The 13132-nt window shown below is 59.0% G+C and carries 12 protein-coding genes and 1 tRNA gene; 4 read left to right on the forward strand and 9 right to left on the reverse strand.

All coding sequences use genetic code 11. The features are described 5' to 3' along the window. The first annotated feature begins 346 nt into the window (after nucleotides 1-346). Nucleotides 347-1009, forward strand: a complete 663-nt coding sequence (locus AC0L2J_RS12560) for a hypothetical protein (protein ID WP_473390090.1) — start codon at nucleotides 347-349, stop codon at nucleotides 1007-1009. Between the two features lie 69 nt (nucleotides 1010-1078). Here the strand turns inward: AC0L2J_RS12560 and AC0L2J_RS12565 are convergent, their stop codons facing one another. Then, entirely contained in the window at nucleotides 1079-1363 is a 285-nt protein-coding gene (locus AC0L2J_RS12565; RefSeq protein ID WP_473248991.1) for a hypothetical protein, read from the reverse strand. A 414-nt stretch (nucleotides 1364-1777) separates the two neighbouring features. Between AC0L2J_RS12565 and AC0L2J_RS12570 the strand changes: the two genes are divergently transcribed. Then, nucleotides 1778-1984 (forward strand): hypothetical protein, encoded by a 207-nt coding sequence (locus tag AC0L2J_RS12570; RefSeq protein ID WP_007610586.1) that lies wholly within the window; start codon nucleotides 1778-1780, stop codon nucleotides 1982-1984. Nucleotides 1985-2439: 455 nt separating this feature from the next. After that, entirely contained in the window at nucleotides 2440-3939 is a 1500-nt protein-coding gene (locus AC0L2J_RS12575; protein WP_473390094.1) for a DUF6056 family protein, read from the forward strand. A 528-nt stretch (nucleotides 3940-4467) separates the two neighbouring features. On the opposite strand, the gene AC0L2J_RS12580 is transcribed toward AC0L2J_RS12575, so the two are convergent. The 6 genes from AC0L2J_RS12580 to AC0L2J_RS12605 all read right to left on the reverse strand — a co-directional run bounded on the left by AC0L2J_RS12580 (nucleotide 4468) and on the right by AC0L2J_RS12605 (nucleotide 9020). Continuing rightward, nucleotides 4468-4659, reverse strand: coding sequence for a hypothetical protein (locus AC0L2J_RS12580; RefSeq protein ID WP_084777559.1), 192 nt, complete (start codon nucleotides 4657-4659; stop codon nucleotides 4468-4470). A gap of 48 nt (nucleotides 4660-4707) precedes the next feature. Beyond that, nucleotides 4708-5091 (reverse strand): hypothetical protein, encoded by a 384-nt coding sequence (locus AC0L2J_RS12585; protein ID WP_473248993.1) that lies wholly within the window; start codon nucleotides 5089-5091, stop codon nucleotides 4708-4710. Nucleotides 5092-5204: 113 nt separating this feature from the next. After that, nucleotides 5205-5561 carry a hypothetical protein gene (locus AC0L2J_RS12590; RefSeq protein WP_473390098.1) on the reverse strand — a complete coding sequence of 119 codons (357 nt, stop codon included), beginning with the start codon at nucleotides 5559-5561 and terminating at the stop codon, nucleotides 5205-5207. Nucleotides 5562-6216: 655 nt separating this feature from the next. Beyond that, nucleotides 6217-7908 carry a hypothetical protein gene (locus AC0L2J_RS12595; protein WP_473390101.1) on the reverse strand — a complete coding sequence of 564 codons (1692 nt, stop codon included), beginning with the start codon at nucleotides 7906-7908 and terminating at the stop codon, nucleotides 6217-6219. Then, entirely contained in the window at nucleotides 7905-8069 is a 165-nt protein-coding gene (locus AC0L2J_RS12600) for a hypothetical protein (RefSeq protein ID WP_473390103.1), read from the reverse strand. The genes AC0L2J_RS12595 and AC0L2J_RS12600 overlap by 4 nt, the downstream gene beginning before the upstream one ends. Nucleotides 8070-8123: 54 nt before the next feature. After that, on the reverse strand, nucleotides 8124-9020 hold the full coding sequence (locus tag AC0L2J_RS12605) for a dsDNA nuclease domain-containing protein (protein WP_473390106.1): 897 nt from the start codon (nucleotides 9018-9020) through the stop codon (nucleotides 8124-8126). Nucleotides 9021-9238: 218 nt separating this feature from the next. Between AC0L2J_RS12605 and AC0L2J_RS12610 the strand changes: the two genes are divergently transcribed. Beyond that, nucleotides 9239-9865 carry an ImmA/IrrE family metallo-endopeptidase gene (locus AC0L2J_RS12610; protein ID WP_473390109.1) on the forward strand — a complete coding sequence of 209 codons (627 nt, stop codon included), beginning with the start codon at nucleotides 9239-9241 and terminating at the stop codon, nucleotides 9863-9865. 87 nt (nucleotides 9866-9952) lie between these two features. On the opposite strand, the gene AC0L2J_RS12615 is transcribed toward AC0L2J_RS12610, so the two are convergent. Next, nucleotides 9953-10028: transfer RNA gene (locus tag AC0L2J_RS12615), tRNA-Lys, on the reverse strand. Nucleotides 10029-10343: 315 nt separating this feature from the next. Then, entirely contained in the window at nucleotides 10344-13019 is a 2676-nt protein-coding gene (locus AC0L2J_RS12620) for a glycosyltransferase (protein WP_473248995.1), read from the reverse strand. Between the last annotated feature and the right edge of the window lie 113 nt (nucleotides 13020-13132).

A 13132-nucleotide genomic window follows, 5' to 3' on the forward strand; every position in this document is an offset into this window, starting at 1 on the left:
GCAACGCTTTCTTTTTGGCACAAAGCGGTCTTGCATCCGGCGGAGACGCCGGTTGACTCGTCGGGCAAAACAGGGGTAAGTTGCCAACTTCGGAAAATCCGTTTCGGACCGAGGCGGCTTCCCGGGATCGGGGGGAGCTCTCGCACCGGGCTGCGAGTCATGTCTGTCGCACGACCCCGTAGTCGGCCGGGGTGGCGGGGTCTGCAGCAGGCCGCGGCCGCTAACGTGGAATTAAGCTGAAAAGCCCACAATTTTAGACAGTTGTAGATGGGTGCTGCGTAAGGGAGCTGTCGCGAGGACGTTCCGGCGACGGCTTCCCGTTGCTCGCTCATTTGGGGTCAATGCCATGACCGCGACTTTCGAAACGCAAGGCCTCGTCGAACAGCTCGACCCTGCAGCACTGGCTGCGGCCATCGCCGCCGACGAACCCGCAAGCTTGGACGCTCCAGAACCGGTCAAGCGGTCCAGCCGGACATCGGTCATGGCGCTGTCGGTGTGTGCCCTGGCCATCAACGGCGCGGCGGCGATCTACACATGGCCCTCCGGCTTGCCATCGGTGAATCTGAGCAGCTTGGCTGATCTGCTACCGCGGCAAGAGGCGTCAGCGCCAAAGCCGGATCCGGTTGTCGCTGCCTTGAAGGATATTCAGTCGACCCAGCAGCAACACACGGCTTCGCTGCAGGAGAGCAATCAGGCTTTGCAGCAAAACGCGGCTCTGCTGCAGGGGGATTCGATGGTGCTGCTTTCGCTGCGGCAGAGCATCACGGACGAACGGGTCGATGTGAAGAAGGTGTCCTCGCAGCTGTCCACGCTGATCGCGAAGATCGACTCGCTGCAAAACGCCATGATGTCGGACGTCACGTCCTCCGTTCGAAGAGCGCATGCGCGCTATGGACTATCCGCCGCGATCCGCAAGCGGATCGCCCGGCAGTCGAAATCGGTCGGGCCCGTTTCGGTTGGAGGAGCTCCGCTGAGCACGCCGGCTACGGTGTCAGCTCCGGAAAGCTGAAGGCAAGGCGGGCTCGCGTTGACGGGCCGCTGATATCGGCCCGTGCATCCGGGAACCAATGACGCGACGCTAGTAGCGCGGGTAATAGCCCGGCGCGTACCTGGGATCGCCATATCTGTGAGGTCGATAGTAGCCATAGCCCCGCGGCGGATCGTCGGGGATGGGTCTTGCGTAGACGCCGGGCGCCTTGTACGCGTTGGGATAGCAGCGGCCGTTGGAGTAGTTGAAGTCATATCCGTGCGGACAGCCGCCGTCCGGGCTGCCGCGAAACTGGACCTGTTGGACCGGGCCCGGCTGGGGAGCGGCCATGCCCACCTGGAGAGCGAGGGCCGCACCGGCGATAGCTGCAAGCATTTCTATGTCCTCCGCGTCACTCCCCGATCGACCATATGGCTATGACGAGTAATGGTCGCTGAATTGGGCATTCATCCACCATTCACTTCGGGTTGTTGTTTACTCCAACGGTTCGAGGATGACGAGCCATGGTGTCCGCCAGGAACTCGGCTAACGAAGCGAAGGCGCAGACCACCGAAAAGGCGACGGAGGAATAGCGGCGCACGTAGCTCGTTCTCCAGGGCGCCAGGGCTTGTGGCGTATCGGTCCGGCGCGGGAAGGTGTCTTCGGCCTCCGGTCGTCCCTGAGGCCGCTTTTTTGCCTGAATCCGCCGGTCCACGCGCGAGCCTTAACCTAGCTTTAAGAAAACGTTGGACGGCGGTGCTAGGTTGGATACAACAAAGCCTGTGTCAGCGTCAGTTGCGTCCGGAAGTCATGATTACGTACAAGCAGTACCATATCGAACGATTTGAGCACGGGCCCAAGCGCTGGGTTGCTCGCATCACGCGGACAGACGGCCAGAACATCCGCACGATTCTGCCAGCGACCGAGCTACCTTACCTCGACACGAAGCCGACAACGTCCCCCGAGGAAGCCGAGGCGCTTGCCAAGGAAGGCATCGACTTCGGCGGCGTGGTGTAGTCCGTCGTCGCGGTCTCCTGACTCTTATTCGCGAACTCGCCGGCGAGTTCATCCGCAGCGGTGGTGCGGGTGTTTGGCTTCGTCCGGTCACCGGTGGTCTGCTTCGCCGTGGTCGTCGAGCGCTACGATCAGCGGCCCGCGGGGCTTCCGCGCCTGATCCACTCTGCAGGATCTTGCGAGGCATCCGGAGTTGGCGGGCCCCAGGCAGAAAGCCTTCGCTTCCCTCGGCACGCTTGCTCGCCTTCAACTTGCGCGACGTCGGAAACCGACGGTTCTTTGCTCTTTCTGCCACATGTCATCTGGGATTGAGCCTCGCCGGCCTATAGGATCACCTGATCCTTGCTTGGATTGACGGAATCGCCTTCGTTCGAACCTGCGCGCAAGAGGCTCCGATCGTCGGTTGACGCCACATTGAGCAACAACTAGTCAGCACGCTTCGGATTGAAGAATATTGCATGCAGTCCAAGATCAATCTTACACGCACCGATGCTCGAGGGGCGCGTACAATAAATCTCGCTGCATGGACTATGGTCGTTGTTGTGTCGGCCGTGTTCATCCTGAAGCTGCTGGGACTGGCACTCTACGCGATCCCCGAATCCGATGATTTTTGTTTCTTTGATGCGAACAATCATCACGGGATGGTGGGATCGGTATCGGTATTCTACAACTCGGCCATAGGGCGCATCACGCCGTTGCTGCTGATGCAGCTTCCTGCCGTCCTCCGCACCTCAACTGGCATAGACCTTTTCATTTGCTACGTCGTGATCATGGTTGCGTTCATGATCGCGTTTGTTGCGGCAATGATATTCCTTGCGCGACGAATCCAGCCGAACACAACTCTCTTGCAGCAGACTGCGCTCGGGCTGGCCTTCGTCGCTGTGCTCGCGAGCGAGGCTCCGAGCCTGCATGACATGTTCTATTGGTTACCAGGTGTCGCCTGTTACATCGTTCCTGCGGCGATCATCGTCTTGGTGTTTGCTGAGCTCATAAACGCGACGGAAAATGGAGTGCGTTTCTCGCGCGCATCGACCGCACTGATGGCATTCGGTGGTTTAGCCGCGGCTATGTGCAATGAGTTCACGGCGGTTTGGCTAATAGGTGCCGTCTCCTGCTCGCTGTTGGCTCGCTGGGTGTTTGACCAACGCCTTCAGCTCGACGCGCATTTGTGGATTGGTCTTGCGACCGTCGCCGGTCTCGCCGTCGTGTTGTCGGCGCCTGGCAATTCCGTGCGCATGAGTCAGTTTCCGCTGGCGGGTGATTTCTTGAATTCGCTGAAGGAGGCGTTTCTTTTCGGCTTGATTGGCCTGGGGCGCCTGTTCAGAGAGCCCGCGACGGGGACGTGGCTTCTGTTCGTTTTGTTGGTCACCACCGTATTGCCACAGCCGAATTGCGTGAGTTCGAGAAACAGAAAGTTTTTAGCCGCAGGAGTCGCGCTCATTAGTCTGGGCGGCGCGTATTTTGGATATTTTGTGCACCAATATGCGACGGGGAACCGGCTAGTGGAGAGGGCGCAAAATGAGGTGCTGGTCTTTGTGCTGTTCGGCCTGACGATGAGCGCCGCGCTTTTCGCGCGAGCCTATCGCGACCGAATTTGCAAGCTCGTCACGGCGTTGCCCTTGCCTTCATCAGTCATGGGTATTGCCTTGCCCCTGATATTCGGCGCCAGCCTGGCAGTAGCGTTGCACTACAGCAAAGTCGGCATGCAGATTCGGTCGGAGCGGGACGACTTCAGCGTGTTCTGGCTCGAGAGCATGGAACGTCATGCGCGCCTGACCCTGTCTCCAGAGCAAAGGCTGGTGGTTGCGCAGCACACGGTTCACCCGACGACGTTGATGAACAGCGATGTGACCGACAACCCCGGCCGGCTCCCGAACGACTGCATCGCGCGCCTGTACCAGAAGGAGAGCATCGTAGCGGGGCCCGCGGGTACGTCTAGCGTACAGCGCGCCGACTAGACCAGGCCAATGACAGGAAGTCGTAACGCGACGGCTGCGCGGTGATTGCGTACGCCGCGGCCTCTGGACTAGTCGAGTAGGCCGCAGGACGCCACTTGCGAAGCCCGTGCCTGCGCTGGCTACCGTTCCGCACGATCGGCACCCCGAGCTTGCGGGGCACAGGCAGAGCGACTTCGCCTCGCTCGGCACGCTCGATCACCTTTAACTTACACGGCGTTGGAAACCGACGGCTCTTTGCTATTGCTGCCGCCTCCGCAGCGGGCTTTTTATCCGAAAACTATTGTGGCTCGGTTGGCTTGTCTCGCTCATGGCTCTCGGCTTCGGCGGCCGCGCACGCATCCATGCCATGGCATTTGCTTAGATAGTACCGGGCGCCCGCGAAGATCGAGCAAGTAATCACCACGGAAACCAGCAGGAAGATCATCCACCGTCGGTTCAACATTGCCATGACCTTCTGCACCCTCCATCCGACGCGGCCCGTTCGCCCGACCGGCACAACCAGGCGAGGCGAAGGGGCGTAAGCTCAAATCAGACCTTGCGCTTCGGATTCAGTCTAGCCTCACGCTCCAGCCGCTCGGACTTCAGGCGTTTGAGGTTTTCCTGAAACTCCGGAGTGGCTTGACTGTCCGCGATTGTCTGTCTCGATCCTATCGGATTGAGGGTCTTTCGATTGGCTTCGTCCGCGACTTGTTGCTCGGCCGAACGTTTGGGTTTGATCATTTGCTTTTTGCCTTCAGGCCGAGATGGACCAAGCGGTGGCCGGTCAATTCATTTTCGATTTGGCCGGTCGCGTCGAACGTTCTGGAATTCCTCGGGCCCCTTGACGAGCCGCCGCTTGCGGCTGGCCTGATCATCCGGGCTCGCTTTGTTGTCTTTGAGCTTGTCGATCGCGTTACCCGCCATTTCCCGAGCCCGCTCGGACGAGGCCTTGGCGGCAGACGTGACCGCGAGGGCGGGGGCGGGTTTGCCCAAGCCAATATCGACCAGCCGACGGATGGATTCAGAGCGAGCCGGAGTGTCTTCCTGCCGCGACGCCCATGCGTCGATCTGAACGACAGTCGCCTCCGGCCAGCGCGTGCCGATCTGGACGCCCTGACCAGTCGCGGGGCGGCCGCGATGTCTTTTGGCACGAATCTTTTTTGCTGGTTTCATTTTATTTGGTACCAAAAAATCGGGCGAAAGGGAAGCGCGAACTTCGATAACTGTGCCTGTTCGGTGCACTGTCACCGCAGTCCCCACGCAAGATGTCGATCACAGATTTGACGTCAGGCGGCGCCCCGTAGAGGGAGCGCCAGTTGTACAGCAAATGGTCGGGAAGCATTGGCTTGGATGAAGGCCTGCAAGGCCGGCGTGATCTCGCTACTCGTGACACGCTCGGCAAGCTCATCTGCGATCTCGCTGGTGGCATCGCGAGACCAGCCCTCGATCGCGTTGAAGGCGACAATACGGACGGGATACGCGTACTGCCCGGAGAGCAGGTCGCGGATGACGGTCTCGACGTCGGTGTCCTGCTCGTCGGTCTCGCGCCAGGAGCAGCCGGCGCGCGCGCCGAAGTCTTCCAGCACCAGGTAAATCTCACGGTCGAGCCGATCCAGCGGCACAATCGACGGCGCATGACGCATGACGCAACTCCTACTAAAGAGGAGCAATTGCGCTGCCACGGGGATCGTTCCGTTCCCGCCTGAGGGTAGGTTCATAGCGGAAAGGCCGTCCACTGAGGCAGTTTTATTCTTTGTCCTCAGTCCAAGAGCGGTCGCCGCACTGGCACTCATAGACCCGAACCGTGAGCCCGCGTATGGCGTCCATCATCGTGTGCTTGAGCTTGGGTTGAGCGCCGCAGCTACAGCGACGTTCCTCTCGGGTCTTGGCGCCTGAAAATTTGTCGCTGCTGAAATAGTTCATGAACTCACCCTGCCAAAGGTATGTCGTTAAGTCTCAAACTGGACATTTGTTCCCACGGCGGATTTGCCAAAGCCTGGCTCGGCTGGTCATCAGAGAACGGAGCGGGCGAAGGATTCACGTTGGGCCCGCATGAAGTGTGCCGGCAATAGGAACGACGCTCATCGGCCAACCTTGGTTCTACATGCGTTTCAGACGCATGAGGCTATCGGTTCGGTAGCCGGGAGCGGCCTCAGCCCTGGGTCTGCCACCTTGGCCTGGGGCCGTTTCCTTGGTGTAGGCGGCGCGTTGCGATCCGCCAGGGTCATTCCGCCGCTCGCAGGCCTTGCTCTGTTGGCTCATAGCGCTGGCCGTACTGTTGGAGCCAGCCCGCCAGACTCATTGAAGTAGCTTGGCATAGAAGGGCCGCATAAGATCGCTCACCTCATCGAACAATGCAGTCCTGAGAAGCTTGTTCTTCGTGTCGGTCTGTATTACGTGCCCATCGTATTTCGCGCCGTGAAGACTAACTGTACCGAGGATCAATTGGGAGCCTTCGGGAACTTCATTGAGACAAAAATCGATCATGCGCGTCGCGTTAGCTACGTCTTGGTCCTGCTGCACGGGCGAGTCAATGACGATCGGACAGAACGCTGAGGTGGAATATCTCTTCATCGTGTGGATGAACGCGTAGTAGTACGCGAGAAGCCCGCGCGGTAAATCGCTGCCTGTCTCGCGAATGTGGCAGTCAATCGCTTTGTAACTGTCTTCTGCCAAATTCGGGACGTGAAGCTGCTGAACGAATGAGTTCATCTGCCGCAAATAGAAACCCTTAATCTCACCCTGACGCTTCTTGTCATCCAGCGACTTCATGGTTTGCGCTGCCTCGTCGGATTTTATCTCTTGGGTGCCGATTTGCGAGTCAATCTCCTTCTGTTCGGAGGCGACGGCCTCATCCATCATCTTCTCACTCTCGCCTTCTATGATGTCGCGGAGCTTCAGATCGCCGCGCTGTTCATCAAGAATGCTGTTGATGCGCGTGATGGAGTCTGAGAAGCCGCCCAGTTGCTCTTTCTGCGCAGCAATCTGAGCGTCGACAACTTCTATTTCCTTGCGTATATCGACTAGGAACGCGCGGCATGTGTCGACATCTGAGATCAAGCCAAATTTATTGGCAAAATCGTTCGCGTGGATGGTTCCGCACGTAGGACAGATGATCTCATCTTCGGTTTCTCGGCGGAGAAACTCGTAGTCAGCATCGAGGTCGGCGAGAGCGTTTTCGGCAAGAACACTCTGCTCGACAAGGATTGCCCTCTTCGAATTTAGGTCTGAGAGCGCACCTTGCACTTTGTCCTGGGCGGACTGCAATGACTGGCATTCAGCAACCAGCGCATCAATCTGATTTATAAACTGATCAGGAGACAGATCGAAATGAAGCCGCTTGCGGTTTGCTCGTAGTCGCGCGCTCGCACGATCAAGTGCGCGCCGCTCGACTTTAAACTCGTCTTTAGTTTTGTCGGCTGAAGCCTTCAACGCCTTCGCTTCGTAGTACTCGTTTGGTCGCAGCCCAGCATGAAAATTCGCCACATCCTTCCGGTATCCCGCAAACATCTGAAGGTTTGAAAAAGAACTCCAATTCTCGACCCAGCTGACGTCCTGGTCGACATAGAATGGAAGGAATAGATAGGCGGGAGGCGGCACCTGCAGTTCGCCTTTTCGATCAGCTAACGTAAGGCCGAAATCTAACAGCGTTGCAATTTGAGGGCCGATCCCGCTTGTAATGTTGCTGCCGACCCAGATCGTTGCTCCATCTCCGTCAAAAAGCCCAAACGTGCTTCCCGATCGCAAGAGCTTGTATGGGATGCCCTCTATGGTGAACTCGACCAGTGTATCAACCGCGGCTTCCTTCCACGTCTGATTGACCTTTGCAGAGTCGGCGCCGAATGCTGCATAGATCGATTTAATCAGGCATGACTTTCCGGTATCATTTTCTCCGAGTACGACCGTCTTGCTCGCGTCGAACGTCGTTAGTTGGGCTGCCTTCTCGCGTGCGGACAGCAGAAGCAACCTTCTTAATTGCAAGTTTTTCATGGCTGCATGTTCTGAGGCTTCTGATCAATTTTTTGTACATCTCCTGACGAGTCATAAGTCATCACCTCGTAGATGATCATCGCTCTAGCGCGGCTCGGCGTCAGCTCAGAAATCGTGGTTTTCGCGAAGGCCCAGATCGCACCCATCACTTTGTCAGTCAATGGTGATAAATCTAGTGAGAGGCTACTCGGCTTTTTCAGTTCTGTTCGAATGCGTCAGCGAACACGGTTGATTGCTTCGTTACCTGCGCCCAGTGCAAGAGTCCTGTAGCGTCTCCAGTCTTTGGCGATGAGAGCCTTTTCCAAAGCCGAATAAGTAAGATCATTTGAGAAGTCGGACCATTCTGGTACGGTTTGGTTGTTCGCGATTTGTGATAGCCAGCCATTCACATGGCTCTTGGTGATCGCCTTGTGGTTGATTAGGTCATCGAAGCTACGGATTGAGCCGGTAAATTTTGACTTTGTACGACAGTCCTCGATGATGGCCTTGTACAGAGTGTCGGGGCTATAGCTCAGAATGCCAAGCTGGGTCGTCACAAATTCCTGCATCAGCCCTTTCACGTGCGCAGAGGCATCGTGAAGACTCAAGTGCGCTCGGACGAAATGCATAAGCTTCGCGGTGTCTTCCGTTGCTGTCGGACGCTCATGCTTCAACTTCGTTAGAAAGTTGGCAAAGGCGTCCGCGCTGCAATCAGCGAAGCAGGAAATTGTCGCCGAAGCGTCCATGAACTCACATGGGAGGTTGGAAACAAAACTCAGCCTCTCAGTCTCGTCCGGGAACAGCTCGTAGTTGTCATGCATCTTCCCTATGTAGGACGGAAGAAGTGAGGTGCCGTCCTTTGACTTCTTCTGTGCGCTCAGGTCTGAGAGCGTCCAGTGGCCTTTGATCTTAGTCTTGACCTGATAAAATCGCGCCCGCGTAGGCGCCGAGCTGCTGTTCAGCCGCACGATGTCGTCATGGAATTCAAACGCGATCGCGTAATCATCAAGCTCGCTGTGGCTTTCGAAGATTAAAACGAGCCCCCAGATCGCCTGATAGTCGTATCTCTCGTAGCCAGTCTCGCCCGACTTCTCTCGCCCTGGCGTTTGAACAAGCTTGTCTGCGAATATCATCTGTCCCCCACGGCACACTAGCGGGTAGAACGGGCGAGACAACTATTGCGAGCGTCGTCGGTCTACGTATTAGGGATAAGCGCATCGCCCGAGGAGATGATCGTCCGAAACGGTCAATGGACCTGACTTATAAATCTGGTGGAGGTTCCACTTGATTTTGTGTCTGGAACTGCCACTTCGTACAAGGGGCAGTGTCAGGCCAACCGCGGACGGGAACGATGTACAAGACCGACGAAGAGCTTGAAGCAACCGCTCGAGGTTTCCTGCGCAAGCTTGGCCTGGAGCATCAGGTCAGGCCAGACATGATGACGATTATCTCCAAGCTCAAACACTTCGATAGAAACTTCAAGTACAGGCGGGCTCGTGACGCGGAAATGCCGGACGCCGAGGCTCAATGGTCCTCGAACGACACAGAGATCAGAATGCGCGAAAGCGTCTTCGCCGCTATGCAGCGAGGCGAAGCAAGGGCTCGAATGACAGTCTCGCATGAACTCTCGCATTATCTGCTCAAGCACGAGGGGCAGCTCAATCGGAGCCAAGTCAAGTCGGCCGCAGAGGTGTCAGTCCGGCGTATCGTCAATCAGGAGTCGGAGGCCCGCCGGTTGGCTCCCCGAATTTTGGCTCCAGAACATCTCGTGCCTGAGGGCGCATCGATCGAAGACATCATGACGAGCTTCGGGCTGAGCCACGAAGCCGCTGCTATCAGGAAGGACGAGATCGAAGGAATTCGGCGGCGCAGGCGGGGTGAGAAGCGACCGCTCCCACAATCGATCATCGACTTCCTCAAGGAGGCGAAGCGTCGCGGACATGCCGTCCGCACCGATCTAGGGGATGACGATCAGTGATTTCTTTCTGCCTGCTGGACCAGATCTAGACCTAATCTCGCGATTGACGCGAACGACGTCACAATTGGCGTAAATATCTGATTTGCTTGGTGAGCGCGCTGGGGCTCGAACCCAGGACCCCGTGATTAAAAGTCACGTGCTCTACCGGCTGAGCTACGCGCTCCCATGGCCGCTGATGGCTCTAAAGAAATCGCCATCGTCTTCGGTCATTTGGAAAAGCATGTTTTGCCGCCACATCGACGCAAGCGTTGCGGAAAAACCGGCTGTTTCCGGATCATGCTTTCGGCCCGCGCTGTGTAGGGGGATGGGGCGCGGAGGTCAATAGCAGGAGTGGGTGCCGAACTTGAAGGCAACAGCGGGAATTCGCTCGCCGTTTCCAATGCTTGAGCCGGGATTTTCAACCGGAATGGCGGCCGTCATCCACGCCGAAGAAGCCGCGACATCCGCCCCTGGGCCGGATGCCGCGTTTGGAGCCCCGTCACTTCGCTTCCCGCCGCACCTCGCTGGGCACCGGCACTTGCTGCGGCGTGCCGGCGGGGGTCGGCAGCGCGACCGGGCGCAGGCCGATCAGCTCGGCGGTGCGGATCGCGCTGTCGCGCCAGAACTGGAACGAGTTGATGCGGCTGAGCTCGAGGATGGCGATCGCGACCGCAGCCAGGAACGGCAGGCTTTGGAGCACCAGCACGCCGGCGAAGATGTAGATCTCGGTGATCTGGCGATAGCTGTTGGAGGCCACCAGCACACCGGCGCCAATCAGGAGCAAAGCGCCGATCACGGCCTCCCAGAACGCCTGGAACTCGATCGACATCCTGGACAGGCCGCCCTTGGAGGTGCGCGCGAACGCGATGTGCTCGGTGATCAGTCCCTGCGCCACCGCGCGCGACACCGTCCACTGCACGCTCATTGCCGCGATCATCGCGCCCAGCATCTGGCCGGGTTTGATCGCGACGCGCGCGCGGTACATCGACAAGAAGTGCACGAGCGAGACGATGAAGGCGCCGATGATCGGCAGCGTCAGGATCTTGTCGGGAATGGCGATGTCGGCGAAGGCGACGATCGGCACCCAGACGAGGTTGAGCAGCGCCACGACCACGCCGAGGCTCTCGGCACCCAGCCAGTTCAGCCAGCCCAGGCCATATTCGCGCTTCTGGTCGGGCGTCAGCCGGCTCCGGCCGGGCAGGAAGTTCCGCCAGTGCTTCTTGACGATCTGGAGGCCGCCATAGGCCCAGCGGTGACGCTGCTTCTTGAAGGCCTCGTAGGTGTCGGGGAGCAGGCCCTGGCCGTAGCGGTGGTTGGTGTAATGCGTGGTCCAGCCGAGCTGCTGAATCGAAAGGCCGAGATCCGAGTCCTCGCAGATCGTGTCGGACGACCAGCCGCCGGCCATGTCCATCGCGGCGCGGCGGATCAGGCACATCGTGCCGTGCACGATGATGGCGTTGGTCTCGTTGCGCTGGACCATGCCGATGTCGAAGAAGCCGGCATATTCGCCGTTCATGATGTAGTGCATGATCGACAGGTCGCCGTCGCGATGTTCCTGCGGCGCCTGCACCAGGCCGACACTGGGATCGGCGAACGCCGGCACGAGGTCCTTCAGCCAGTCGGGATCGACGACGTAGTCGGCATCGAGGATGCCGATGATCTCGGCGTCGACGGCGGTGCGGTCCATCGCGATGCGCAACGCACCGGCCTTGAAGCCCTGCACCTTCTCGGCGTTGATGAACTTGAAGCGTTCACCGAGCGCGCGGCAATGATCCTGGATCGGCTGCCAGAAGGCAGGGTCCGGCGTGTTGTTGATGATGACGACGCATTCGTAATTCGGATAATTCAGCCGCGACAGCGCATCGAGCGTCTGCTTGAGCATCTCGACGGGCTCGAAATAAGCGGGGATGTGGATCGAGACCTTCGGAAAGTAATTCTCGGGCACGTCCTCGACCGGCTTGCCTTTCGTGAGCAGCCGCTGCGGCGGCCGGCCGAACGCCACCGCCGCGATCTCGTCGATGCGCGCCATCGCGATCAGCACGAGGGGAACAAGCAGGATCATGCCGAGCGTGAGCGCGAAGGCGGAGCCGAAGATGAAATAGTGCCCGTTCCAGAACGCGAACACGGTGGCGGCCCAGGCGCCGACGCCATTGGCAGTGGCCGACAGCAGGAACGCCTGCTTCGCCGTCGGCTGCTGCAGCCGCAGAATCGGCAGCGACAGCAGGATCCCGACCAGGAGCGCCACACCCATCAGCTTCCAATAGTCGGGATTTTGCACCGGGCCGGTCCAGGCGAATTTCGGCTCGCGGCTGGCGTTGAGGATGCCCCAGTACGGACCGACGCCGCCTTCGAAGTATTTCCAGGGCTGATCAATGGCCTCGACGATGTTGTATTCCATGCCGATGGCATCGGCGCGGCTGACGAAGTTGCGCAAGGTCAGGGCCTGCTGGAACGGACCGGGGTCGGCGTTGCGCAAATTGTAACCCGCGCTCGGCCAGCCGAACTCGGCGATCACGATGCGCTTGCCGGGGAACAGGTTGCGCAACAGATTGTAGCGGTCGACGGCCTGGTCGACCGCCTGGTCCGACCGGAAGTTTTCCCAATAGGGCAGCACGTGGGCGGCGATGAAGTCGACGTTGGAGCCGAGGTCGGGATTGTCGCGCCAGATGTTCCAGATCTCGCCGGTCGTGACGGGCACGCGGACCGAGCCCTTGACCTTCTTGATCATCTCGATGAGGTCTTCGACCTTCTGCTCGCCGCGGTAGATCACCTCGTTGCCGACGACGACGCCGTTGACGTTGCTGTTCTTGCGGGCGAGCTCGATGGCGGCCTTGATCTCGCGCTCGTTGCGATCCTTGTCCTTGTCGATCCAGGCGCCGACGGTGACCTTGAGGCCGAATTCGGCCGCGATCGGCGGCACCAGTTCCACGCCTCCTGTGGACGAATAGAGGCGGATCGCGCGCGTCATCGTCGACAGCGTCTTCAGGTCGGCGCGGATTTTCTCCACCGTCGGAATGTTGTCGATGTCGGGGTGAGCCGAGCCCTCGAACGGGGCGTAGGAGACGCTGGGCAGCAAGCCCTTGAAGTCGGGCGCGGGTTCCTTGTCGCGCAAGACTCCCCAGAGGCCGGCGTGGAGCGCGGACACAAGCAACAGAACGGCGGCGACAACCCGCATCGCGGCTAAACCAAAAGGGGCTGAGGGGGCAGGGAAGCGGATCCGACCCCGAGATCCGACCAAGTCCGCGGCAAATGGAGCATACCTCTGCCGCGCGGTTTCACAACTGTCAT

This window comes from Bradyrhizobium sp. MV1.5 (assembly GCF_055807615.1).